The organism is Alkalihalobacillus pseudalcaliphilus, from assembly GCF_028610675.1.
GTDB classification, from domain to species: Bacteria; Bacillota; Bacilli; order Bacillales; family Bacillaceae_D; genus Alkalihalobacillus; species Alkalihalobacillus pseudalcaliphilus.
Window position 1 is genome coordinate 253,704 of sequence record NZ_JAQQWS010000004.1, and the last position, 24,443, is coordinate 278,146.

23 protein-coding genes are annotated in these 24,443 nt (G+C 36.8%); 16 read left to right on the plus strand and 7 right to left on the minus strand.

What is annotated here, in order from left to right; genetic code table 11:
- Positions 1 to 759 precede the first annotated feature (759 nt).
- From rocF to PQ479_RS11265, 6 genes are all read left to right on the plus strand, one after another.
- Positions 760 to 1,653: an arginase gene (gene rocF, locus PQ479_RS11240; protein WP_047990416.1), complete on the plus strand. Its 894-nt coding sequence runs from the start codon at positions 760 to 762 to the stop codon at positions 1,651 to 1,653.
- Positions 1,654 to 1,819: 166 nt separating this feature from the next.
- Complete coding sequence (locus tag PQ479_RS11245) at positions 1,820 to 1,960, plus strand: hypothetical protein (protein WP_273716984.1); 141 nt, start codon at positions 1,820 to 1,822, stop codon at positions 1,958 to 1,960.
- A gap of 50 nt (positions 1,961 to 2,010) precedes the next feature.
- A complete protein-coding gene (locus PQ479_RS11250) occupies positions 2,011 to 2,373 on the plus strand; it encodes a DUF1516 family protein (RefSeq protein ID WP_047990417.1) in 363 nt (120 codons plus the stop codon).
- Positions 2,374 to 2,465: 92 nt separating this feature from the next.
- On the plus strand, positions 2,466 to 2,921 hold the full coding sequence (locus PQ479_RS11255; protein WP_047990418.1) for a GNAT family N-acetyltransferase: 456 nt from the start codon (positions 2,466 to 2,468) through the stop codon (positions 2,919 to 2,921).
- Between the two features lie 12 nt (positions 2,922 to 2,933).
- Complete coding sequence (locus PQ479_RS11260; protein ID WP_047990419.1) at positions 2,934 to 5,825, plus strand: PD-(D/E)XK nuclease family protein; 2,892 nt, start codon at positions 2,934 to 2,936, stop codon at positions 5,823 to 5,825.
- Positions 5,815 to 9,183, plus strand: coding sequence for a UvrD-helicase domain-containing protein (locus PQ479_RS11265; protein WP_047990420.1), 3,369 nt, complete (start codon positions 5,815 to 5,817; stop codon positions 9,181 to 9,183). Before PQ479_RS11260 ends, PQ479_RS11265 begins: the two co-directional genes overlap by 11 nt.
- 345 nt (positions 9,184 to 9,528) lie before the next feature.
- Here the strand turns inward: PQ479_RS11265 and phnE (PQ479_RS11270) are convergent, their stop codons facing one another.
- The 4 genes from phnE (PQ479_RS11270) to PQ479_RS11285 form a co-directional block, all read right to left on the minus strand.
- A complete protein-coding gene (gene phnE, locus PQ479_RS11270; RefSeq protein WP_047990421.1) occupies positions 9,529 to 10,332 on the minus strand; it encodes a phosphonate ABC transporter, permease protein PhnE in 804 nt (267 codons plus the stop codon).
- Positions 10,329 to 11,129 carry a phosphonate ABC transporter, permease protein PhnE gene (gene phnE / locus PQ479_RS11275; RefSeq protein ID WP_047990422.1) on the minus strand — a complete coding sequence of 267 codons (801 nt, stop codon included), beginning with the start codon at positions 11,127 to 11,129 and terminating at the stop codon, positions 10,329 to 10,331. The genes phnE (PQ479_RS11270) and phnE (PQ479_RS11275) overlap by 4 nt, the downstream gene beginning before the upstream one ends.
- On the minus strand, positions 11,122 to 11,898 hold the full coding sequence (phnC, locus tag PQ479_RS11280; protein WP_047990423.1) for a phosphonate ABC transporter ATP-binding protein: 777 nt from the start codon (positions 11,896 to 11,898) through the stop codon (positions 11,122 to 11,124). Before phnC ends, phnE (PQ479_RS11275) begins: the two co-directional genes overlap by 8 nt.
- Positions 11,899 to 12,132: 234 nt before the next feature.
- A complete protein-coding gene (locus PQ479_RS11285; protein WP_047990424.1) occupies positions 12,133 to 13,020 on the minus strand; it encodes a phosphate/phosphite/phosphonate ABC transporter substrate-binding protein in 888 nt (295 codons plus the stop codon).
- Positions 13,021 to 13,240: 220 nt separating this feature from the next.
- Here PQ479_RS11285 and PQ479_RS11290 point away from each other — a divergent pair, with 220 nt between their 5' ends.
- The 4 genes from PQ479_RS11290 (at position 13,241) to PQ479_RS11305 (ending at position 17,523) form a co-directional block, all read left to right on the plus strand.
- A complete protein-coding gene (locus tag PQ479_RS11290; RefSeq protein WP_047990425.1) occupies positions 13,241 to 14,059 on the plus strand; it encodes an HAD family hydrolase in 819 nt (272 codons plus the stop codon).
- Positions 14,060 to 14,637: 578 nt separating this feature from the next.
- On the plus strand, positions 14,638 to 16,674 hold the full coding sequence (locus PQ479_RS11295) for a chemotaxis protein CheA (protein WP_083991358.1): 2,037 nt from the start codon (positions 14,638 to 14,640) through the stop codon (positions 16,672 to 16,674).
- Between the two features lie 16 nt (positions 16,675 to 16,690).
- Positions 16,691 to 17,137 (plus strand): chemotaxis protein CheW, encoded by a 447-nt coding sequence (locus PQ479_RS11300; RefSeq protein ID WP_047990427.1) that lies wholly within the window; start codon positions 16,691 to 16,693, stop codon positions 17,135 to 17,137.
- Positions 17,138 to 17,163: 26 nt separating this feature from the next.
- Positions 17,164 to 17,523, plus strand: a complete 360-nt coding sequence (locus PQ479_RS11305) for a response regulator (protein ID WP_047990428.1) — start codon at positions 17,164 to 17,166, stop codon at positions 17,521 to 17,523.
- Positions 17,524 to 18,076: 553 nt separating this feature from the next.
- On the opposite strand, the gene PQ479_RS11310 is transcribed toward PQ479_RS11305, so the two are convergent.
- Positions 18,077 to 18,421: a YhjD family protein gene (locus tag PQ479_RS11310; protein WP_047990429.1), complete on the minus strand. Its 345-nt coding sequence runs from the start codon at positions 18,419 to 18,421 to the stop codon at positions 18,077 to 18,079.
- A gap of 150 nt (positions 18,422 to 18,571) precedes the next feature.
- Here PQ479_RS11310 and PQ479_RS11315 point away from each other — a divergent pair, with 150 nt between their 5' ends.
- The 3 genes from PQ479_RS11315 (at position 18,572) to PQ479_RS11325 (ending at position 19,585) form a co-directional block, all read left to right on the plus strand.
- On the plus strand, positions 18,572 to 18,787 hold the full coding sequence (locus PQ479_RS11315; protein WP_047990430.1) for an LSm family protein: 216 nt from the start codon (positions 18,572 to 18,574) through the stop codon (positions 18,785 to 18,787).
- A gap of 209 nt (positions 18,788 to 18,996) precedes the next feature.
- Positions 18,997 to 19,296, plus strand: a complete 300-nt coding sequence (locus PQ479_RS11320) for an IDEAL domain-containing protein (RefSeq protein WP_047990431.1) — start codon at positions 18,997 to 18,999, stop codon at positions 19,294 to 19,296.
- 154 nt (positions 19,297 to 19,450) lie between these two features.
- The gene (locus PQ479_RS11325) at positions 19,451 to 19,585 is read left to right on the plus strand and encodes a lmo0937 family membrane protein (RefSeq protein ID WP_273716985.1); all 135 of its coding nucleotides are present in this window, start codon (positions 19,451 to 19,453) and stop codon (positions 19,583 to 19,585) included.
- Here PQ479_RS11325 and PQ479_RS11330 read toward each other — a convergent pair.
- Positions 19,582 to 19,767, minus strand: a complete 186-nt coding sequence (locus tag PQ479_RS11330) for a hypothetical protein (RefSeq protein WP_047990432.1) — start codon at positions 19,765 to 19,767, stop codon at positions 19,582 to 19,584. The two genes, PQ479_RS11325 and PQ479_RS11330, sit on opposite strands and share 4 nt — an antisense overlap.
- Before the next feature lie 119 nt (positions 19,768 to 19,886).
- On the opposite strand from PQ479_RS11330, the gene PQ479_RS11335 reads away from it, so the two are divergent.
- Positions 19,887 to 20,723 carry a dimethylarginine dimethylaminohydrolase family protein gene (locus PQ479_RS11335; protein ID WP_047990433.1) on the plus strand — a complete coding sequence of 279 codons (837 nt, stop codon included), beginning with the start codon at positions 19,887 to 19,889 and terminating at the stop codon, positions 20,721 to 20,723.
- Positions 20,724 to 20,871: 148 nt separating this feature from the next.
- Positions 20,872 to 21,501: a hypothetical protein gene (locus PQ479_RS11340; protein WP_047990434.1), complete on the plus strand. Its 630-nt coding sequence runs from the start codon at positions 20,872 to 20,874 to the stop codon at positions 21,499 to 21,501.
- 44 nt (positions 21,502 to 21,545) lie between these two features.
- On the opposite strand, the gene PQ479_RS11345 is transcribed toward PQ479_RS11340, so the two are convergent.
- On the minus strand, positions 21,546 to 22,262 hold the full coding sequence (locus PQ479_RS11345; protein ID WP_047990435.1) for a hypothetical protein: 717 nt from the start codon (positions 22,260 to 22,262) through the stop codon (positions 21,546 to 21,548).
- A gap of 868 nt (positions 22,263 to 23,130) precedes the next feature.
- Between PQ479_RS11345 and PQ479_RS11350 the strand changes: the two genes are divergently transcribed.
- Complete coding sequence (locus PQ479_RS11350; protein WP_047990436.1) at positions 23,131 to 24,402, plus strand: extracellular solute-binding protein; 1,272 nt, start codon at positions 23,131 to 23,133, stop codon at positions 24,400 to 24,402.
- The last annotated feature ends 41 nt before the right edge of the window (positions 24,403 to 24,443 follow it).

Here is a 24,443-nt window from a genome sequence, read left to right on the forward strand (position 1 = left end):
CGGAGGCAAAACCTCGGAGTATCTGAACAAAGAGAGGGTTAATGTGAAGATACGGAGGCAAAACCTCGGAGTATCTGAACAAAGAGAGGGTTAATGTGAAGATACGGAGGCAAAACCTCGGAGTATCTGCACAAAGAGAGGGTTTAATGTGAAGATACGGAGGCAAAACCTCGGAGTATCTGCACAAAGAGAGGGTTAATGTGAAGATACGGAGCAAAACCTTAGAGAATCTGCACAAAAAGGAGGTTAATGTGAAGATACGGAGGCAAAACCTTAGAGTAACTGTACAAAGAGGAGGTTAATGTGAAGATGCTGACGCCAAACCTTGGAGTAACTACCCGAAAACGGCTGAACGTGACAGTTACTCAAGGGGCATGATGTCACAATGAGCTCTTGAGCTTAATGATTAGTCGTAACCTGTCATACTGGAAGTGAACTTGACGAGATTCAGTTCATCACCCATTAAACTTTTATACAAAACCCGCATGGTGGAGTCAAAAGCGCTCCACCACCACTAAAGATGAAAGTGATGTTTGGCACTTTAACTGTTGGAACTTCATTCAATTAGTTTTTGCTTGTTGACTTTTCATTCATTTATTTTGTGTGAGAAGTTCACTAACCATGAAGCCTGCCCAACCCATTCCCGGAGCGATCATCGAAGATGTGTATATCATCTTTCGTACATTTTCATACAAAAAGGTATTTCACAATATTATGTAGAATATAGTTTGTGAGATTATTTCACGAGGTGGTGGCTAAATGAATAGAACAAAAGTAAGTATCATAGGAGTACCCCTTGATTTAGGGCAAACTCGTCGAGGCGTCGACATGGGGCCAAGTGCGATACGTTATGCTGGCCTAGAGAATAACTTACAGGATTTGGCGGATGAAGTGTTGGACCACGGAGACATCCAAATAATTAAAGGAAAAGAAGAAAAACAGAAATTAAGATATTTAAAGGAAATTGTAGCGGCAAGTCAAGCATTAACAAAACAAATAAAAAAGGCAGAAGAAGCTGGCTATTTTCCATTAGTATTAGGTGGCGATCATAGTACAGCTATTGGCACGATAGCAGGTGTAGCTGAGACGAAAGAGAATTTAGGTCTAATCTGGTTTGATGCTCACGGTGATCTAAATACAATGGACACCTCTCCATCAGGTAATATTCATGGTATGCCTTTAGCGGTGAGCTTAGGTTATGGAGAGCCAGAACTACTCGGCGTTGGTTCAACAACTATCAAAGTAAAGCCTGAGAATATTGTCTTAATAGGCATTCGTTCATTAGATGATGGTGAAAAGGAGAGAATTAAACAGCTGAAAATCAAAACATATACGATGCACGAGATTGACCGATTAGGAATGACACGAGTCATGGAAGAAGCAATTGCCCACGTTTCTAAAGATACGGATGGTGTGCACTTAAGTTTTGATTTAGATGCCCTAGATCCTTTAGAAGCACCGGGAGTTGGAACTCCTGTAAAAGGTGGAATTACTTATCGTGAGAGCCATTTAGCCATGGAGATGCTTGCTGAAGCTGATATCATAACATCAGCTGAGTTTGTAGAAGTCAATCCAATCCTTGATCAAAAAAATCAAACAGCAGAAGCCGCCGTAGCCCTCATCGGCTCACTCTTCGGACAAAAATTATTATAAAAGTTTTTGAACCGTTCAAAATTTCTCTAATTCCGTTAGGTTCATTATTTGGTGGCTTTTCATTCACTTTGTACTTTTTCTTATTCATTTTAATAATTTTTGTAAGAATGATTTTGAACTTGAGAATTAGCAGTAACCCAGCGGATGAAAATATGCGGAGACTCTCGTGGGACGAAGTGGTAGAGCTGAGATCTTCTGTTTGCACCAATTAGCTCAGCTCCATGCGATTGTCTCGAAGCATACAAAAATGATTATTCTATGGCGATGGAAGCACAATCATTTATTATTAGAACAAGTTCGATTATAATAAGAAAGTAGTTATATTGAAGAGGATTTTCGAAATTAGGAGGATTTATCATGGAAACGATGTTTAGTCACCTGCATTCAAGTGCATGGGCAATTACTATTTTATTATTTCTAATCGCGTTTTTCTTACTAAAAGGTGGAAAAGCTAAAGGCGGCAAAATTGTACACATGATTTTACGATTATTCTATGTCATCATGATCGTGTCAGGTGTTTATCTATTAAGTGCATTATGGGGATTTGCAACCATTTATATCGTAAAAGGTCTATTAGCCATAGTGTTAATTGGTTTAATGGAAATGTTATTAGGAAAAGCGAAAAGAGGACAGTTAGCCAATACAGTCGTCCTTTGGATTATCTTTATCATCATCCTCGTTGTTGTCCCATTAATGGGCTTTGGAGTTATAAGCTTCTAAAGAAGAAAGGGTTTAGCTTTGCTAGTCGAAGCTAGGCTTTTTTTTATGGTAAACTATGAATAAAATTTAAGAAGTGAATAGGTGGGAATAAGATGGAGTGGCAATTAAAATCTTTTCATGAATTAAGCACGGATGAACTTTATGAAATCATCCGCTTAAGAGTTAATGTTTTTGTTGTTGAACAAAATTGTCCATATGAAGAAGTGGATGGAGCTGATAAAGTCGCCAAACATATTTTTATAAAAGAACAGGATGGTTCCATTAAAGCCTACAGTCGTTTATTTGAAGCTGGTGCTTATGGAAAAGAAGCCTCGATTGGGCGTGTGATCGTGGCTAAACCATATCGGCGGGATGGTTTTGGCAGAGAATTATTAAACCATGCGATTGCGTATTTAGAAAAGGATTGTTTGCAAGAATCCATCGTGATTCAAGCCCAAACCTATTTACTTTCATTTTACCAATCTTTCGGTTTTGAACCATTTTCAGATCCTTATTTACACGATGGTATTTTACATACTGATATGAGAAAAATGAACAAGCTTTCTTAAAGGGGTGAAAACATGCACCGCATCTACGGCACATCGTTTTTAGAATTTGCTGCTCCACATCGGCTAAAGGCGGCGGCACAGGAACAGAACAAGGAGGAAATGAAGGTATATTATGTCTTGCCTTCAAGTACCTGGCTAAAAGAAGCTTCAGAAAGACAAAAAGGGCCTCATTATTTAAATTTTGATGAATTAGCAAAAAAAATCATTGAACAATTACAGGAAAAGATGGTATCCATTTCTGAGCAGGAACGTACCTTATTTTTTCAACAATTTGCGGAGCGACATCATACTCAATTTGATTTGTATGATTCTAAGGGACGTGCAAAAGGATTCGCAGATACTTATGGACAAATTAAACGGTTAGGCTTGTCACTCGAAGATTTACCTACGCCTTTATTAGCATTAAAAGGGTTATTTCAAGAATATGAAAAAGAGATTTTAGAAGCGAATGGTCTTTATGATCCAGAGAATCAGCTTTTGTATGCCATTGAGCTAATTGAAAAATTCCCTATTCAGCGTTTTAAATTGGTGATTGATGGGTTTTATAGTTTTAATCCACTACAATACCTAGTGATCCGCTCTTTGGGGGGGGCAGGGATGCCGATCGATATTTACTTGCCGAATAATCAATCGTTTTCTATTGTAGAACAAACAAAAATGGAATTGGAACAGATGGGTTTTGCTGATCATTACCATTACGAGGAAGATTCAAAGAGGGATGGACATTATCGTTTGGCTGAAGCAACAACAAATGAAGAAGAAATGAGGACGGTTCTTGATGAGATTGCACGTTCTTCTTTACCTTTTTCGGAACATGCTATCCTTCTTGCAGACGAACGTGAAAAAAATACTGAGCTAGCCTGGTATGCTGAACAAATGGGCATTCCATTACAAATTCCGAAAAAGAAGTTTCTTTACGAATCAAGCCTGTATCATTTAATTGAAGTCGCCTTTCAAAAAAAGCCTGGTTCCTATTCGAAGTGGGAACATGTGCAAGTGTTTGAGCAACTTTTAGCTCTTTCATTTATCAAACCAGATCAGTATGTAGTAGAGAAACAAGCTTTTATTGAACAAGGACAAGCTAATCATCCTGAAATTAACGAACGGTATCAAAAGTTAATTCAATGGGCTTGGCCGAAAAAGGCCTCTTTCATAGATTACTTAAAAATTTTACAACAATTTTTAGATGAGCTGAATTGGAAAAATCAATGGAAACACATCTTAGAAGAAGAAGAGGATATCAAGCTTCTGCAAGCACTATCAATAGAGTGGAAAGCATTGGAGCATTTTGAAAATAAACTGGCTACCCATATCATGACCTTAAAAGAAAGGGGGTTAGGGGCATTATTAATGGACCAGGAATTGTTCAAAGAATGGCTAAGAGAAATCGGACAAACAACGGAAATTTTTATAGAAAGAGCGCCTTCTGATGGGGTTGTCATTCATAATTGGCGGGATGTCGGCTTATTTAAAGGAAAGAAACTATTCGTATTAAGAATGAATGAAGGGATCTTCCCAGCTCACCGCCAGCTATCTGGTTATTTGCATGAAAAAGACTTGCAAAAATTACCTATTTTGAATGGAGTACCGACACAGCAGCTTGCAAGAAAAAGCCAAGAAGCTTTTTTTCAGCAATTATTTTTTGTAGCTGATGATATTACGTTCTCTTATATAAAAGGCCTTGACCAAGAGAACCCACTTTTACCATCACCATTATTAGTAACACTGAATCTGGAAAAAGTTACTTGGGATTTTGAAGTCCGAAGTCGTCATAAAGAGGTGCTAACTGAAGATGAGCGTTATGAGCTGATCGCCTACTATATGGGAAAAGCTTACGTGATTCCAGAAAATGAGATTCCAAAAGAGTTACATCAGTACCGTAACCGAATTCAACATGTAGAGAGTTTTGAAGAATCCATTATGCCAAGACATCAACAGCGTCTAAGAAAAAATGAAGTAGCAGTGACGGCATTAGAAGCTTATGCACGTTGTCCTTTTAAGTATGCAATGGAAAGAGAGTTGCAAATTGAAGAGCCGTTAGAGCAAAGCAAACAAGTGTCGCCGCTCGATATGGGCTCAATGGTACATGATCTCATTGAGGAAATTTATGTGGAGTTAGGTATTGTTGGTATTCCCTTTGCAAAAATATCAGAAGAAATAAAAGCCCAAGTACCCATTTTAGTTGAGGATAAATTTGAAAAACGTTGGGAAGAGATCTCTAGACAATATGCAGAGCTCTCACAATTGGATTTACTATTACTGAAGAAACAATGGTTAAAACGATTACGTAAATGGTGGCAAGCAGAAAAGAAACATTTCTTTAATAATGACCGTATTCCCACAATGAAAATTGAACATCTTGAGCAGAAGGTTCATTTTGACTTGCCGCTAGCTAATCATAAGACATTGACCTTACAAGGCAAGGTTGACAGAGTCGACAGTGATGAAAACGGCTTTGTCATTTATGATTATAAGACGGGGAATGCTTCAATCAAAAAAGAGGATATCGTATCGGGGTTAAAGTTACAACTGCCTCTTTACGCCTATGCCATTTCGTTACAGTTAAGCTATTTACACAATAAAGAGATGAAGGGATATGGTGCTTCTTATATTTCATTAAAGGAACCAGAAAAACGAGCAGGTAATGGGGTATGGAGGCCGGAACTTGTTACGAAGGATTCTCCCTTTTATATTTCAACAAGAACGACAAATAAAGAAGAGAATTGGGCAACTGAGGCATATTTAGATGAAAATCAATTAAAGGGAAAAGTAGAGGAGCTGTGGCGAGGTTCTTATACGGAATATCCAGTTAAGCCATTAGATTGTTCAGATTTTTGCCCATTTAAACCGATATGCCGTGTAAGCGATGAGCAAAAGGAAAGGGGTGACTCCCATGAAGTTTAACCCTTCACAAGAACAGGCAATTTTTAGTGAGAGTCCATTTGTCGTTGTATCTGCTGGTGCTGGCTCAGGGAAAACGCGGGTGTTAACCGAGCGGATTATTTACTTATGTGAATTAAAACGAAGAAATCCGAGCCATCCAATGGGCGTCTTGCTTGATGAAATAGTCGCGATAACTTTTACGGAAAAAGCTGCAAGGGAAATGAAGGAAAGAATTAGGATCCGCGTATTTGAGAAAATATACGAAGCGCGAGATGACGGCGAGAAGGACTATTGGCAAAAGCAAAAGGAGGCATTAGAAAGAACGATTATCGCAACCTTTCATAGTTTCTGTCAGCAGCTATTATCTCAAAATGCGATTACAGCCCATTTACCACCACGAATTAAAATTCTTGATGAGATACATGCAAGTGAGATAAAAGCTGATATTATGGAAGGACTTTTTCAAAGACCAGCCTTTATTAGCCTAGCGGAGCCTTTCTTTCAATACTTATCGAAAGATTCATTAACCGATTATATTCTCAGTACTTATGAACAAATGCGTGAATGGTATATTGGTTCGTCTAGTATTCAAGAGTTGACTCCTCAAGCTATGTTGGAAGCTCAATTGCAAGCTGTTAAGAATGATAGGCAGAAAAAAATAGAAGAGTTCCATATGAAGGCCCTATCTTTAGTTGGACAGTTCGTCCACTACTCAGAATTAACGGCTGCTCAAAAAAAGCACGTTGCCAATATCGAACGTGATTTTGCAACGCTTCATCCACAATTAACAGCCGATCAGTATATGTCAATTTGTTCAGGGTGTATGCCATCAAGAGTCGATAAGAAATGGATGGAGCAAATTCCTCCTTTATATGAATTGTTTGAGCATGAGTGGAAGCCTTTGAAGAGCTGGTGGGGCAAGGGGCAAAAGGAAATAGGCTTCACTGAATTAGAGAAAAAGACTTTATTTGATTTTCTTGAGCTCATTCAACAATTTGATGCTAAATATCAGGAACAGAAAAATTATTTGGGCTTCGTTGACTTTTCTGATTTACAGCAAAAAGCAATTGGTCTTTTAAACCATCCAGATATTGCCGAAGCATGTAGACGGCAATACCGGCATATGATGATTGATGAATTTCAAGATACGAACCAGCTTCAACTTAAAATGCTTCACCGGATTAATCCTGAGTACCGTTTTATTGTCGGTGATACGAAGCAGTCTATCTATCGTTTCCGTGGTGCGAATGTTTCATTAATGAATCAATTGGAGTTAGAGGCTGAAGAAGCTTTAGACGGCGAAACCATCTTGATGAATATGAATTACCGAACAACCGAACCGATTATTGAGACAGTCAATCAATTATTTTCTTCTGTCATGGCTGAAAAGGCTGGGTATGCTTTTGAAACGAAATATACCGCTCTACAAGCAGCTAGGACTTCACAGGATACCGAGAAAAAAAGCGTCGAGTTGATTCAGACAACAGAGGATGAAAATCAATATGATTCGTTGGCACAAAGGTTGGTAGCAATCGTAAATGAGGGTCAACCTCTTGTCCATAGGGGTGATCAATGGAGGAGGCCAAGCTGGAAGGATATCGCGGTCTTAATACCAACGAGGACACAACTCATGCAATTAGAGCAATCTTTAAATAACTATCAGATTCCTTATACCGTTTACGGAGGAGTCGCTTTTTTCCAAAGACAAGAAATCATTGATTTTATCAACTTTTTACAATGGCTCAATCGACCTTATGAAGATTTATATGTAACGGCATTACTTAGAAGTCCGTTAGTTGGTTTAACGCTTAATGAGCTACTTACAATGAAAGAATTGTGCCAGGAGGGACAATCTCTTGCACAATTCACGTATACCTTAAAAAATTCTTTTAGTACGGGTGAGCGTATTTATGATGCAGCAAGGACGTTACAAAGGTGGTTACGCCATTATGTGCCTTGTTTGATTCAGACAACGACGGCGATTTATTTAAAAGAAATGATTCGGGATATTGGATTAAGAGATAGCTTATTAATTCAAACAAATGGACGGCAAAAGGTTAAAAACCTCGAAAAGCTGATTGGTCTTTTAGATGAAGAGAATTGTAGGCTTTATGAAGAAATGGTAGAAGTCATTGTAAAGCGGAAGCAGTTAAATGAAAAAGAAGGTGAGGCCGAGGTTGAGCGTCTTGGTGGTGATGCCCTCTCCATCATGACTGTTCATGCTTCTAAAGGACTCGAATTTCCAATTGTATGCTTACCGCAGCTAGATCGTCGTCCTCGTACGGATACGGGTGTCATTCGTTTTCACTCCGATGTAGGTATTGTCTTTAAATTAGAGTCAGACGAAGAGGTAGAAGATACGGAGGAGGCAAGTATAGAGTCACTTGGATATTCCTATGTGAAGGAGTTCTCGCAGCTCGAGGCAATGGAAGAGGAAAAGCGCTTATTTTATGTAGCGGCGACACGGGCTCGTGATCATTTACTATTAATCGGTTCAGAAAAATATAGCAAACAATCATGGCTAGAAATGATTGAATCAGTTAATTATCAGCCAGACAGTGCTATCAAATCATTGGTTGAGGAAACGAAACAAAGTAGGAGTGAAATGCCTTTCAAACCCGATATTCACTCCTTTGATCCCATTGATATTTTGCACAAAAAACCGATGCTGATGAATATATCTGTAACAGAGGTCGTTGATTTTATTTATGATAAATCAAAATACTTTTATAAGCATGTTTTAGGTATGGAAGACGGTTCATTCCCACAGAGTCAACGTTTTCGCCCTTCAATAGACAGCGAGGAAAACCTATCTATTCCTGCGAAAGAATTTGGTAACCTCATGCACAAGGCTTGTGAATGGTTGGATCAAGGCGTGACAGAAGAGAAAGCGGTGGAACAAGTATTATATGAAGTCGCTTCTGAATCTAGGAGTGATATCGAGCGATTACTTCTCTCTCTACTTCAAACATACAATGTAGAACGTCGTCAGCAGCTAGGAGTAGTCGTTGCTAGTGAATGGGAGTTCGAGCTTACTCTGAACGATCTAGGGGTTATATTGATTGGTAAAATTGATAAAGTTGTCGCAAAAAATGAAGAGATTCATTTAATTGACTTTAAGACAAATAAGTTTGATAAAACGGGGGCAGAGCTGTTAGAAGAATATGGACCACAACTTTTACTTTATCAGCTTGCCTATGAACAATTAAATGAGCAAAAGGTTAATCAAGCTTCGTTATTTGTATTTAGAGATCGAGGAGAGCCAATTCATTCGATTGACTACCCAGCAGAAAAATGGAGCGAACTAAAGACCCATATTAAAGAGCTCAAACGCCGCAAGAAAGAAGCCCAATCAAAGTCAGATTGGCTACGAAACTAAAGTCATTTGAGTAACAACATAAACAGCGGAAAAGGGCTGGAGTGTTGTAGGAAAAGCCTGAAAGTTTCGCACCTCCACACAAAAAAACTCATGGCGAAGCCCCATTCACTTCGCCACCAACAAAGATGAAAGTAGTGGCGACTGTTCAAACTGTTGGCACGTTTACAACTCGATTACCATCAGGAGTCGGATGAACAAACAGGGAGCACTTTACTGCTAAGGTCATTTATCGCAAGATGGATGACCAGCTAACTTCACGGCACGAACTATCGACCCTAAGTACACCTCCACACAAAAAACGGAAAGCCACAGCCATCCATTAGGCTGTAAACTTTCCGTTTTTTTTTACACTAAACGCTTTCGGATTTGAGCACTGACAATATCAATCGTTGTAACCACGACAATAATAACAACTAAAATCAACCCAACCTCAGGCCAATTTCGGTTCGTAGTCGCAATGGTAATCAACGTACCGATACCACCTGCTCCGATAATCCCCAAAATCGTCGAAGCACGCACATCGATTTCAAATCGATAAAGTGCATATGACAGGAATTCAGGAATAATCTGTGGAATAATACCGTAAAAAAGTACCTGTAATTTGTTGGCGCCATTTGCTTCTAACGCCTCAACGACATTCATATCAATTGATTCAATAACTTCGCTATAAAGCTTACCTAGCATACCAATCGAACCAATCGCAATTGCAATAACCCCGGCAAAAGGTCTTGGGCCAACAGCTGCTACGAACATAAGCGCAAGCACGAGCTCAGGAAAGGCACGAATGGCATTTAATGCCCACTTAGAAGCTGTATTTAAGAACTTACTTTTGACCATGTTACTAGCAGCAAAAAAGCCAAATGGAATCGCTAGAATCGCAGCCATTAATGTACCTGTATAGGCCATTAATAGTGTTTCCCACATTAGATTCATGACTTTTCCAAAAGAACTCCAATCGGGAGAGAAAAGCTGTGGAATAACCCGAAACATACTATCAATGGTATGTTGGCTAAAAACACGTTCCCAGCGTATATCTATACTAGTGAAAGTCCAAACATAAATGACAATAAGAATGGCACCGATTATAAAAGGTCTAATCTTCTGCCATAAATTTTTCTTTGGTTTAGGAGGTAACGTAAGTTCTGTCATATTAGTCTCTCCCTTATTTTATTACTGATATAATCAATCACAACAACAGTTGCAAAGATGATGACAATAATCGTCATGACATTTGGATAGTTCGCCCAACTAACTTGTTGGTTTAAGAGAAGACCGATACCGCCTGCTCCAACAAAACCTAATACTAGAGATGCTCGGACGTTGACTTCAAATACATATAAACCAAATGAAACAAATTGAGGCAACACTTGTGGAACAACAGCATAAGTAATAACTTGTAGTGTATTACCTCCTGAAGCTCGAATTGCCTCGATTGGATTCATATCAATTGACTCAATCGTTTCATACATTAATTTGGCAAGTAACCCTAATGAAAAGATGATTAACGCCATAATCCCTGGGAATACACCAACGCCGAAAATTCCAACAAAAATAAGGGCAAGGAGAATATCAGGAATGGTACGCAGGATATTCATGATAAAACGTACCGGCTGATGAATAAAAGGGCTATGGAATAAGTTAGCTGCTGATAATAAACTAATAGGTATACTTAGCAGTGCAGCAATGGTTGTTGCTATAATTGCCATATGTATCGTTTCTACTAATTGATTCCACACTGTTGAGGCATAATTCCAATTCGGCGGAAAAAGCTCAGAGCCAATTCTAATAAAACCGTTTCTCCCATCCCATAAATGTAAAAGTGATGAATTGGTTTGTGTGGATGTGAAAATATAAAATCCAACAATGATTACAAAGATCGTCGTAATTTTGAATTTGGCTTTATTTGAAGTAATACCTTGTAATGCTAAGTTCTTTTGTTTACTCATCATCAGAACCTCCTACAAGGTCATCCTCCCGAATCTTTCTTCCATAAATCTCCTCAAACGTAGCTTCATTGACATCACTTACTGGACCGTCATAGACAACTTCACCTGCACGCATACCGATAATACGGTCCGCATATTCCATGGCCATATCGATAAAGTGTAGATTAACAATGGTCGTAATTTTATCTTCTTTGTTGACTTTACGTAAGTAGGTCATAACTTGATGAGACGTTGGTGGATCAAGAGAAGCTACTGGCTCATCGGCTAATATAATATTAGGTTGTTGTGTTAAAACACGGGCAATCGCAACACGCTGTTGTTGACCACCACTTAATTGGTCAGCACGTTGATAGACCTTTTCCGAAATATTGACACGCTCTAAACTACGATAAGCTAATGCTACATCCTGTTTTGGATAGAGGTTAAGTAAACTACGTAACGTGCCCGTGTGACCGAGGCGACCTGAAATAACATTTTTCATTACAGTAGAACGTTTGACAAGATTATAATTTTGGAATATCATTCCTACTTTTGTGCGTAATTTACGTAATTGGCTTTGTCGATATTTTAGAATATCTTCTCCATCAATCAGTAGCTCTCCATCTGTTGGTGTGACTAAGCGGTTCATACTGCGAATTAAAGTTGATTTTCCTGCCCCAGATAAACCAACGACCACAACAAATTCACCCGGATTTATTGTTATATTGACATTTTTTAAACCTTGGGTTCCATTTGGGTAAACAAGGGAAACGTCTTTGAATTCAATCATCCTTATTACTCCTTTACGATAGATTCGAGATTAATATATTAAGAGGTTACTACTAGTATTTAAGACCCTCTTATCATGGTAAGGAGATGAGTTAACATGATAAGAGGGGAGAGAAATAGGTTCTCTCCCCTTTAGACTGTTGAGAAGTACTGCCTATCTAAACAAAATAGGTGCTCAAGCAGTCTAATTTAAGCTATCTAATCTAAGTTAGCTTGCACTTATTGATTAACAGTATTAATCAAATTGCTCTTGGAATTTTTTATAAACAGAACGAACGATTTCATACTCATCATGAGAAGCTTCATCTAGTCCTGTCCAGTTATAAACTTCATCCATAACCGCAATCATTTCTTCATCTTCATTAAAGCTTAAGAAAATACTTTTAATCTCTTCAATTTCTTCTTCACTTAAAAGGTTTGTATTGGCACTGATTGTGTCATTTGGAATCGCGTCAGTAAAATCTAATTGAACAAGCTCATCCATCGCTTCTGGATAGTCTTCGACAATGTTTGTACGTGCATCCTCAAATGTTGTTGCGAAGTCAGCATCGCCTTCTAAAACTGTGATAAGGGAAGCATCATGTGAACCGGCTTGAATTTGACCACCAAAGTATGAGTCAAGATCTGTTACACCGTAATCATCCATAAATTGTGCTGCAGGGAATAAGTATCCGCTTGTAGAGCCTTGATCAGCAAAAGCCCAAATCTTTCCTTCTAAATCTTCTAAACTCTCAATTCCTGAATCGGCACGAACTGTGTATTGAGCACGATAAGTCGATTCTCCGTGACGGATAGATTTTGCAAAAACTTCAACTTGATCGTAACGCTCTGTAACTTGGACATAACCAAATGCAGGAATGAAGCCGATATGTACTTGGTCATTGCCCATTGCTTCTACTAGACCACTAAAGTTAGTCATAACACGTCCTTCGACATCACGACCTAACTCTTCTTCTAAACGTTCAACTAATGGCTCGATGCTATCTGCGATTCTGTCGGAATCAGTAGAAGGTACAAAACCTAAAACGATTGGACCGTCACCATCGCCTGACGAAGTACCACAGGCTACTAAAACAGTTGCCATCAGTAAAGTGAAGAGTGTTAATAGTACTTTCTTAGACATGAAAAAATTACCCCCAAATAAAATTTTTTGAAAACTAACATTTTTATTATACTTGTCTAAATAGTTAAAATCCACTAAATTGGGATAATTTTTGACAAAGTTTATATTCTTTATAATCCCTTAAAAATGATGGGAGAATATCAATCTTACGTAAATTTTTTGTAAAATAAGAGTTTTTAGTATTATACTTAAAAAACATAGTAGAAGGAGGGAAAAGTAAATGTTAATAAATGCAAGATTAGTTATTTTTGATCTGGACGGAACATTATATGAAGGAACTGACCATTTTGACTACTACGCAAATCATCTTAAGAATAAAGTGGCTGTTGAAAAGCAAGAAGACTTTATGACTGAATATGAAAAGATGAAAGCTGGGAATCATCTCGTTTCTATCGGCAAAGTCTATGATGTGAATCGAGATTTAATCTTAACGATTAATCCATTAGACTTATTTGTAACAGCGGCTTATAAATGGAATGGTGAAAAATTAGGGGTAGAGGAATTGCGGCAGTTATATCCAGGGGCACAGCAGTTTGATTTTGAACATTTGGTAGCGATTGGGGATGGCTGGTGGTTACCATTTGCTTGTGCTAAGCATTATGGCGTTAAAGATTGCTATAGCAGTTATCTAGCTACAAAAGAATATATGGTTTCTGACCAATTTACAATTGAGAAATTAACAGGTTTACGTGATTATTTACTTGAATTAAGAGAAAAAACGAATATCGTGTTAATGACTAATAGTGACCGAGAAGATGTAGGTCGTTTATTAAAGGAACTTGATTTAGATGGAGTGTTCGAGCACGTGATTACCTCTGCCAAAAAACCTACATATACAAAAGGATTAATTGAGCATCTCATTCAACAATACGAAGTAAAACCTCATGAAGTTCTATCGATTGGTGATAATTTTATTAATGAAATTGCACCAGCCCTTTCTTTAGGTACGAAAGCAATGTATATCCAACCACATGGACATAATGAAGAAGTACCAAACCTACAAGTCATTCCTTCAATTACAGCTTGTTACCAGAATTAAAAAAATCAACCCTCGAAAACAAAACGAGGGTTGATTTTTTTTTTTTTTCGTCACCTGAGTAAGGAATATTGGAAAAAAGAGTGAAGAAACCTGAGCGGTAAGTAAGATGAAAAAAAGAGAGAGGAAGCCCGAGCAAACGCGGAATCACGGGGTTGCGAGCGGAAAAAGAGAGAGAAAGCCCGAGCAAAACGCCCATGGCGAAGCAGATTCACTTTGCCACCACCAAAGATGAAAGTAGTGGCAACATCTTAAACAGTTGGCCCTTCATACAACTTCATCACCATCAGGAGTTCGCACGACTAAACTGGGAGCGGTGACCTGTTAAGTCATCTATCGCAAGATGGATAACCAGCTAACTTTAAGGCACAAACCATCGCCCCTAAGTCCACTTTCATACAAAACCAAAAGAACCTCAATTTTTACTATTGATCCTTACGGGATTGTTATATAGTATAAAAGTATTAGTTGTTTTGTTGTGTTTTGGGGCAGTTTATATAAATTGTCGTAAATCGATATGAGGATTTAAAAAATATTGACGATATAATTAAGAGGTTCATAGGAAAATGGAGGTTGTTTCCTTGATTAATGCAGAGTATTTAGATGTATTTTTAGATGAAAGCCAGGAACACTTACAAGCATTAAATGATAACTTATTAGAATTAGAAAAAACACCGAATCAAATATCTGTTGTTAATGAGATATTTCGTTCAGCTCATACGCTAAAAGGTATGGCGGCAACAATGGGTTTTGAAGACTTAGCCCATTTAACACATAACATGGAAAATGTCTTAGATTTAGTTCGTCAGCAAAAGAAAGAAGCGGATGGACAAGTGTTAGATGTTTTATTTTCAGCAATCGATGATCTAGAAAGTATGGTTCAGGACATTGCAGCAGGTGGAGATGGTAAAAGAGATGTACGCTCCATTAATCAGTTACTTGAACAAGTAGTCGAAGGAAAAGCTACCGATAGTCGTGTAGAAGTAACAGAAAGTGATGCAAATCAGGAAATCACTCGTTCGTTGAATGAAAGTTTTGATGAATTCGAGCGAACTGTACTGCTTCAATCACTAGAGCAACAATATTCTGTCCTTTTAATTCAAGTTGTATTAGATGAGCAAACAATGTTAAAAGCGGCACGGGTTTATATGGTTTTTGAAACACTAGAAAGATATGGAGAAGTGGTGAAGGCAAATCCTTCAACAGAGCAATTGGAAGAAGAGAAATTTGATTTAACTTTCCAAGTCACTTTTGTGACGAAAGAAACAGAAGAGGAAATTAGAAGGAATTTGTTAAATATCTCCGAGGTAACAGAGGTTAATATCATTTCCTTAACAGAAAATAAATTAAAGGCAGTAGAAGAGAATGTAGGGATTGAGAATCGAATTGAAGAACCGAAGGCTGATGGCCAACAAATCAATAAAAAAAAGGAACAACAACCAGAACCAGGTAATACAAAAAAAGTGGATTCTCAAAAAACGATTCGAGTGAGTATAGAACGTCTAGATAAACTGATGAACTTATTTGAGGAGCTTGTGATCGACCGAGGTCGTTTAGAACAAATTTCTACCGAATTAAAAGATACCGAGTTAAGTGATACGGTAGAGCATATGTCTAGAATATCAATTGACCTTCAAGAAATTATCTTAACGATGCGGATGACACCAGTAGAGCAGGTGTTTAACCGGTTCCCAAGGATGCTTAGAAATCTTTCTAAAGAATTAAATAAAGAGGTAAACCTTGAGATTATTGGGGCTGAAACGGAGCTTGATCGAACCATTATTGATGAGATTGGTGATCCGCTCGTACATTTATTAAGGAACTCTATTGATCATGGTATTGAAACAGTTGAAGAAAGAAAGACGCTTGGAAAGCCTGAGGTTGGTACAATTACGCTAAGAGCTTATCATAGTGGCAATCATGTCTTTATTGAGATTGAAGATGATGGAAGAGGTATCAACCGAGAGAACGTTATAAAGAAGGCGTTACAAAATGGCGTAATCTCTGAATCTGAAATCGACCATTTAAGTGATCAAGAAGTGTATGGTCTTTTATTCTCTTCTGGTTTTAGTACGGCAGAGAAGATTACCGATATTTCTGGGCGTGGAGTAGGTCTCGATGTGGTAAGAACTACTTTTGAATCTCTAGGTGGAAGTGTGTCTGTTCAATCGACATTAGGGCAAGGTTCTATGTTTTCTATTCAATTGCCTCTGACATTATCTATTATTGATGTCATGCTTATTGAATTAGGAATGGAGAAGTATGCTGTACCACTTACTTCTATTGTAGAAACAGCGATTATTGCTAAAGAAGATGTTTATACGGTTCACAATAAGCAGGTTATTGATTTTAGAGGGAAAGTGATTCCTTTAGTTTTCCTAAACGAAGTATTTGATGTGAATTCACAGGACGAAAACGCTGAGCATCTATCATTAATTATCATTCAAAAAGGGAATAAAATGGCCGGTCTTGTCGTCGATCGCTTGATTGGTCAGCATGATATTGTCTTGAAATCATTAGGTAAATATTTAACCAACATATTTGCAATTTCTGGAGCAACAATTTTAGGTGATGGTCAAGTCGCTTTAATTATTGATTCCAACGCTTTAATTAAATAGAGGAAGGGTTGTTCTTATGACTCAAACTTTGGTGGAGTATGAACAAACAAAAATTATTGCATTCCGAATTGAGCAAGAGGATTATGCAATACCTGTAGAATATATCCAATCTATAGAACGGATGCTACCTATTACTAGAATCCCAAACGCAGATAGCTTTATGAAAGGAGTCATGAACCTGCGTGGCGTTATTATTCCAGTCATTGACTTACGTTTAAGATTTGGGATCGCTGAAAAAAATAATGATGATGCTACTCGGATACTAGTCATTCAAAAAGATGAAATCGACTTTGGCTTAATCGTTGATGAGGCAAAAGATGTCTTTGATATTGAAAACAGTGATATCGAACCGACGCCAGAGGTGGTTGGTAGCAATCAAGTCTCATATTTGAATGGTGTCGTTAAGATTGGTGATAAGATGTATACCATTTTAAATTTAGAAAAATTAATTGATAAAGAATAAGCTTGCGAGCGAAAGGTGGAACTAAAATGGCTTCAATTTTAATCGTAGATGATGCTGCTTTTATGAGAATGATGATTAAGGATATATTAACGAAAAATGGCTATGATATTGCTGGTGAGGCCGCTAATGGACAAGAAGCTATTGCTAAATATAAGGAAGTTAAGCCTGATTTAGTGACAATGGACATTACAATGCCTGAAATGGATGGTATTGAGGCACTAAAAAAAATTAGGGAAGAGGACGCTAGTGCAAAAGTCATTATGTGTTCAGCAATGGGACAGCAATCAATGGTAATTGATGCCATACAAAATGGAGCGAAAGACTTTATTGTCAAGCCATTCCAAGCGGACAGAGTGGTTGAAGCTATTCAAAAAGTATTAGTCTAAATACGCTCTAAAGAGTAAGGTTATAGAAATGAGATAAAGCTGTGTTGACTGTTAGGGAAAGCTGCTCAACACAGCTTTTGATCAGCTCAAAAGAAATAAAAACCCTTGTATCTCACGAACGTAATGCCCCTCATTATAACCACCTATCAATAAATTCCATACATGTTCAGTAAACCGTAGAGACCAAGCCCCTACATTAGGCATCCTTCATACAAAAAGACACATGGCAAAGCCAATTCACTTCGCCACCAACAAAGATAAAAGTCAGCTATCGCCTTAACGATTAATAAAGGTTTGTTCAGATACAAACGCTAAACCATGGAGCGGTGGTTAACGTGAAGATACTGAGGCCAAACCATGGAGTAGCTGCACAAAGAGGCAGTTAATGTGAAGATACAGAGGCTAAACCATGGAGCATCTGCACAAAAAGGTGGTTAGCGTGAAGATGCAGAGGCCAAACCATGGAGCATCTGCAAGAAAAGGTGCGAAGGGAATCATGAACCAGCTAACTTCAAGGCACAACCGATTGCCCATAAGTCACTTTCATACAAAACTACTTCGTATAAAACGTTTTAATATAGTCAAAAGCCTGGTTACGTAAGTGGACATTCAAAATCTTGTTCGTTTGTTCGTAACCATTTATATGAAATTGGTACTCACTAAATAGACCAACGACTCGTAAAGGTCCAATTTTAATATGTTTTTTTTGCATGGATTTCTTTATAGGCATTAAATCCTTACTTACCTGATCTAAGATTAACGTTTGTTGGGCGAGGTAAAAAGGCTTGAATTTAGTTGCTAGCTGTTCAATTTTTGTATAATCCATTTCAAGAGCTTTGCGAACGGTATTTAATATAATATATCGTTGAATAAGCGTATAATCTTCATTTGAAACCATTTTTAAACCTCCTCATACATAAGAACGTACGTTCTTATTATACGATATCTTTTTAAAATTGCAAGAAGATTTATTTATAGGACGTTTGTATCTAGTCCTTTATAGAAAACTATGTTTTAGTAGATAAGAGTGTTAAGGATGGTGAGTAAGATGGAAAGGTATCGTATGTTATTAAACCAATGGCTAGAACAAAATAAATTAGTAAAGGTAGAAACGACATCTCCTGTTCATGGGCGTAGTCAATTTATTGGAAGATTGATCAAAATTGATGATATAACAAATTCAATGATTTTTTATGAAGATGATTTAAAAGAAGTATTCCACTTTACATTAGAAGAAATTGATACGATGCGTGTAATCGATTAATTGGTACATCCATTAATAAGCTTGTGATTTGCGAAAAATTGGCAAATCACAAGCTATTTTTAAAACTAAATGTAAAGTAGATAATGTTTGAAAATTCAACAAAATAGTGTTAATATAATAATAAAAGGAAACGCTTTCATTAAAGGGCTGGTTTAAATCTTAGGAAATATGGGAATATTTTTGAAAAGGTTATAATGGAGGGATACGAGATGAATCACCAATTCGCTATGGATAAGAATGTTTTAAAGCAATTACATGTGATAAAAAATTTGCAAAACCGTTCTGAAACAACTGTTCAATCTTTATATGCCCAGGCCATTTTAGAATATTCGTTGTACCATTATAAAAAAAATAAGATTAATCAGTTGATTGAGCAAGCATTAATCAATTATGACAAAGAGCAATTTATGAATGCTACCAATGATTATTTAGTCCACCTTCATGAACATAAAAACGGGAAGATTATATCTGAAAATGGGTATGAGTTGTTATTAACGTTTGAAGAATAAAAAGAGTCGCCATATAGGCGATTCTTTTTTAGTTTTATAATTTAAATGAAAATGAGACAAAATAAGATAAATGAATTTAACATGTTTCAAAAACCCCTCAGGGTGGAATGATTGATTTAAAGCAATAAAAAAATTGGGAAGGTGGGAGAACAGTATGTGGACTATTATCGTAATCTTAATTATTTTATGGATACTTGGATTTAGTTTCGAAATTGCAGGTGGCTTAATCAATATATTATTGGTCATTGCTTTAATTCTGTTAATTATACGTTTAATTCCACGCCGTTAACTAGGATGAGTTAAATGAAGGTAAGCATTTTGGAATATAGGCTCTTTTATCACATATTGCTCAAAGAGAAAACGTAATGCCTGTTCTTCATTGTTAATATAGGCAAAAATTTCATGATAAGTACTACGTAGAATTGGGTCGTGATGAAGTAACTGTTGCATACGGTATGTTTGGAAAATCACAGATATACCTCCTAGGAAACGATTTCATTTTACTATATGTACGTACTTTCCATTTTGTTCAATATTCCACTACTTTTATACATCATACTAACTCTTCATATTAAGAAAGGATTTGGAAGATGATTCAAATACAATGTCTGACGGAATATGAACAACTACAAAAAGTTGTACTTTGTCAACCAACCTATATGTCTATAGAAGAGGCTATTAATGAGATACAAGCACATTATAAAAAAGCTAATATCAATCGAGGAATTGCTCAATCCGAGCATCAAATGCTTGTTGAAACATTGAGGAAGCATGGTGTAGATGTCATGCTAATATCAGCTAATGAAGAATGTCCGGAACAGGTATTCACTAGAGATATTGGTTTTGTTATTGAAGATACTTTATATGTAGGTCATTTGAAAAGAGATATTAGGAAAAAAGAAAGAGAACAACTTTTACAATTTTTACAGCAAGAGAAGATACCGTATCATGAAATAGAAGCAGGTACTATTGAAGGTGGAGATGTTGTTCTTGCGCAATCAGATGTTTTTATTGGAAACAGTGGTCGAACAGCTAAAGTAACCTTAGAACTTCTTCAAATGCGTCATCCAAACCACTCGTTTCATCTTATTGATTTTGATGAGAAGTATTTACATCTTGATTGTGTATTTAATCCCATTTCTGAATCAGAGGCACTCATATATCCGCCTGCTATCAACGAGGAATCTTTGAAGATCATACAACGTAAATATGATTGTATTGAAGTAGACGACGAAGAGCAATTTTCTTTAGCGGTCAATATCTTATCATTAGGGCACCGAAAGATAGTTGCTTTACCTAAAAATGAACAAACGAACCGAAAGTTAATAGAGCGTGGGTTTGAGGTTATTGAAATCGATTTTTCAGAGATTATAAAATCAGGTGGTTCATTTAGGTGTGTGACATTACCATTAAGGCGGAATAACTAAAAAAAGAAAAAGCGATTATTTCCGAGGAAATTGTCGCTTTTTCTTTTATGTAGCGAAATGACTTAACTTTATCTTTATCATTTAGAAATCATAAATATTATGATAAACTATTAGAAGTTTCCTAAATTGGATCAAGGATAAAGTGAGTGTGGATAAATTGACATTTTTAATAAGTGAAATTACATATTGGACAATTATTGCTATTGTATTTATTGGTTTGATATTTATTTCGAGTTTAACGTTACAAAAATGGCTTAAGAAAAAAGACAAGTTAATTACAAAAAGAATGGAAATGGTGACTTCAGTAGTATTGACGGTTTTATTTATCGGTATTTACTTTGCTTTTCAAGAGCAATTTACTTTGAAAGTTTTTGAAGGAGATCTAGTTGTCACCGACGAGCGTACAGAGCAGGTCGAGGTCGAACAAGCACGAGTAATTTCAACTGAGAATCCAATGGTTATTTACCATTTATATACATTAGGGTTTTACGACCGATTTAAGATTGCTGAGGGTACTGAGTTTGAATTACAAGTATCTATACAGATGATTGATTTTGTTGGGCTGTATGATCAATTTGAGGAAGGTGATTACCAACTCCAAGATGGTGCCTTTCATTTTGCCGCTTATTATAGTGAAGAGATCCTCCCCTACATAGAAGAAATGTATGTGTATTTATTGGAACAAGGGTATGAACAGACAACTTTATTAACTACGTTAGAACAAAATTTAGTAGAGCAATTTCCCAAACAGGAAATTACTTTATCCTATATAGAATAAAGATCAAAAAAAGACGAGTTCAGTTATTATCGAACTTGTCTTTTTTATTCAGTTAAAATCGGTAATGTAAATGTCCATGTTGGTTCAATGAGCTGATTCCTTTTAAAGTGTAAATGAAAGGAGGAGGGCAAGTCATGCATGAATTCGTAAGTAGCCGATAACCTATGACCATCCTCCTCATAATCGGTCATTGAAAAAGCTGGGTATATGAGTTCATTTTCTATTTCAATAGCTATATCTAAGCCTTTAATCGGATGGATATCTATAGCGTTTAATGTCAACGTATTTTGTTCGATTGCAATTTCATCAACAAAAAAATCATTGTCGAATAATGTAAATGTCTCATGCGTTACATCAGTAAATGCAATATGGTGAGAATAATAAGTAGGTTTTACGATAACAATGGTAGCCAAATTCTCCATCGGTTCATCCTTAAATTCTTCAAAATAGGCAGTTAGTTGCAGCCCATCATTTGTTACGGTAGCTTCACTATCTATAGGTGTAAAGGATGTGTCCTTAGTGTGTAATTCAACTGAATAATGATAATCATCATTTATATCGTAGTGACTGTTAATAGGTGTTACGTTTAAAGTCACTTTTTCACTTGTATGACCTTGATAAGAAGTAGAAGAGATTTCTTTTAATTCAATCTGCAAGTGATTATTTGAGACTATGACAGGTTCAGATAAAGAGTCAACCGAGTTTGTTTCATTACACCCAGTTAATAAAAATAAGAAACTCAGTAAAAAAAATAAACGCACAAAAGTCACCCCTGATTTAGAAAAATCTACATTAAGCTTAGCATTTATAGGACAAAAATACCATTAGGTCTTTTTAATAAATTGAAAGAATAAGTCAAATTACACAATCTAAACGAATCCATCAGAAATAGTACAAATAAAAAGAGAGTAAATGCTGTAATCGCAAGGTGAAGAACCAGCTAACTTCAAGCCATAACTTAGCACACTGAGTCGCACTATTATACAAAAACTACATCGCGAAACCCGATTCACTTCGCCACCAACAAACATGAAAGCAGGTTTTGCTTTTAACTGTAGGCATTACGTTCGATTGATTTTGTACTTTTTATATAATGAATGTTGTATGAGTGTACTTTTGAATAAAGATTTTCAGGTAACCTAGCGGGCGAGTCATAGAGAGGTTCCCGTGGGATCTAATGGCAGAGTTGAGCTCTGCTGGCTGTGTTGATTCGCTCAGCACCATCCCGCAGGAGGCGGTGCATAATTTTCGGTAGCGCTCCATGTTCACACTAACTTTAAATAAAACTAATCAATTATAACGTAAAAATTGAAGTTTCAAACAAATTTGTGCAAACGTTTGTTACTTATTGGTGAATAATAATAAATATTATGATTTAGTTATTGAAATATAGCGTGAGTAAATGTATACTATGGTTGAAATGATATTTGAAATCGTTTTCTTGAGTTACGCAGAAGTGTGCAAACGATTTCCGCATTATGCATATCATTACTTAAAAAGTTTTTGAGTTATTAATCTTGTTTATGTATGTAAAGGGTTTCATTATTTAAGGGGGTGAGGTCTGGAACTAATCGTTAGATGGTTTTAGGGTAAACTACTATTCATAATGATATTTTAGGGGGAATGAAAATGAAAAAAGTACTTGGAACGGTTGTTACATTATTACTAGTTCTGTTACTAGCTGCATGTGGACCTGATAGAGAAGAGACAGGAGATACTGATACAGGCGGTACGGACACAGATAATGGCGGTACAGAAGTAGAAGCTGAGAAGCCAGAAGAATTAACAATGTGGGTAAATGATGAAGAGGACCAATTAGATGCATATGAAATGATTGCAGAAAAATTTGAAGAAGAACATGGAATTCCAGTGAAAATTACAGAATTCTCCATGTTAGACCAAATGGATGCGATCTCTTTAGATGGTCCTGCAGGTCGTGGTCCAGACTTATTCTTCCAACCAAATGATCGATTAGGTCAAGCGGTCCTAGAAGGTTTAGCACGTGAAATTGAATTGACTGAAGAGCAATTAGAAGGTTACACGGAAGGAGCCATTCAAGCATTCTCGTACGAAGGTGTTCAATATGGTATCCCAGCTGTTACAGAAACATATGCTCTTTATTACAATAAAGATTTAGTGGATGAAGCACCACAAACATTTGAAGATATCGAAACAATTGCAGCAGACTTAACAAATGCTTCAAATGATGAGTATGGTTTCTTAATGGAAGCAACGAATTTCTATTATTTATATCCTTTCTTAGATGCTTATGGTGGTTATGTATTTAATCAAGATGCTGATGGTGCATACGATTCAAAAGATGTTGGTTTAGCAAATGCTGGTTCAATTGAAGCGGCTGAGCGTATCCAAGGTTGGTTTAATGATGGATTTATTCCAACCGGTATTAATGGTGACATTATGAATGGATTGTTTGAAGATGGCAAAGTAGGTGCTGTTATTTCAGGTCCATGGAATATTCCAAATTACCAAGCAGCTCTTGGTGATAGCTTAGCGGTAGTTCCACTTCCAATGATTAACGACGAGCCATTGGCATCATTCTCTGGAGTTAAAGGTTGGTTAATTAATGAATATACGGAGAACTATGAGTGGGCATTAGAATTAGCCTTATATATCACAAATGCTGAAAGTTCATTAACTTATTTCGAAACAGCTGCAGAGTTACCTGCACGTACAGATGTGACCATTGATGATGAATTTATGGCATCATTCTCTGAACAAGCAGAATTTGCAGTTCCAATGCCGAATATACCTGCTATGTCTCAAATTTGGGGCCCAATGGAAGATGCGTTCATTCATATTACTCAAGGTTCTGACGTAACAGAAGCACTGGAAGATGCGGTTCAACAGATTGAAGCAGATATTGAATTGCAAGAAAGCTAAATAAAATTTTTCTTTAGAAGAATGAGAAGTTCATTAATGGA

Bases quoted from the DNA above. Each gene is read 5' to 3' on its own strand.
- rocF (WP_047990416.1), top strand. From the start codon at position 760: ATGAATAGAACAAAAGTAAGTATCATAGGAGTACCCCTTGATTTAGGG.
- PQ479_RS11250 (WP_047990417.1), top strand. From the start codon at position 2,011: ATGGAAACGATGTTTAGTCACCTGCATTCAAGTGCATGGGCAATTACT.
- PQ479_RS11255 (WP_047990418.1), top strand. From the start codon at position 2,466: ATGGAGTGGCAATTAAAATCTTTTCATGAATTAAGCACGGATGAACTT.
- PQ479_RS11260 (WP_047990419.1), top strand. From the start codon at position 2,934: ATGCACCGCATCTACGGCACATCGTTTTTAGAATTTGCTGCTCCACAT.
- PQ479_RS11265 (WP_047990420.1), top strand. From the start codon at position 5,815: ATGAAGTTTAACCCTTCACAAGAACAGGCAATTTTTAGTGAGAGTCCA.
- phnE (WP_047990421.1), bottom strand. From the start codon at position 10,332: ATGACAGAACTTACGTTACCTCCTAAACCAAAGAAAAATTTATGGCAG.
- phnE (WP_047990422.1), bottom strand. From the start codon at position 11,129: ATGAGTAAACAAAAGAACTTAGCATTACAAGGTATTACTTCAAATAAA.
- phnC (WP_047990423.1), bottom strand. From the start codon at position 11,898: ATGATTGAATTCAAAGACGTTTCCCTTGTTTACCCAAATGGAACCCAA.
- PQ479_RS11285 (WP_047990424.1), bottom strand. From the start codon at position 13,020: ATGTCTAAGAAAGTACTATTAACACTCTTCACTTTACTGATGGCAACT.
- PQ479_RS11290 (WP_047990425.1), top strand. From the start codon at position 13,241: ATGTTAATAAATGCAAGATTAGTTATTTTTGATCTGGACGGAACATTA.
- PQ479_RS11300 (WP_047990427.1), top strand. From the start codon at position 16,691: ATGACTCAAACTTTGGTGGAGTATGAACAAACAAAAATTATTGCATTC.
- PQ479_RS11305 (WP_047990428.1), top strand. From the start codon at position 17,164: ATGGCTTCAATTTTAATCGTAGATGATGCTGCTTTTATGAGAATGATG.
- PQ479_RS11310 (WP_047990429.1), bottom strand. From the start codon at position 18,421: ATGGTTTCAAATGAAGATTATACGCTTATTCAACGATATATTATATTA.
- PQ479_RS11315 (WP_047990430.1), top strand. From the start codon at position 18,572: ATGGAAAGGTATCGTATGTTATTAAACCAATGGCTAGAACAAAATAAA.
- PQ479_RS11320 (WP_047990431.1), top strand. From the start codon at position 18,997: ATGAATCACCAATTCGCTATGGATAAGAATGTTTTAAAGCAATTACAT.
- PQ479_RS11325 (WP_273716985.1), top strand. From the start codon at position 19,451: ATGTGGACTATTATCGTAATCTTAATTATTTTATGGATACTTGGATTT.
- PQ479_RS11335 (WP_047990433.1), top strand. From the start codon at position 19,887: ATGATTCAAATACAATGTCTGACGGAATATGAACAACTACAAAAAGTT.
- PQ479_RS11350 (WP_047990436.1), top strand. From the start codon at position 23,131: ATGAAAAAAGTACTTGGAACGGTTGTTACATTATTACTAGTTCTGTTA.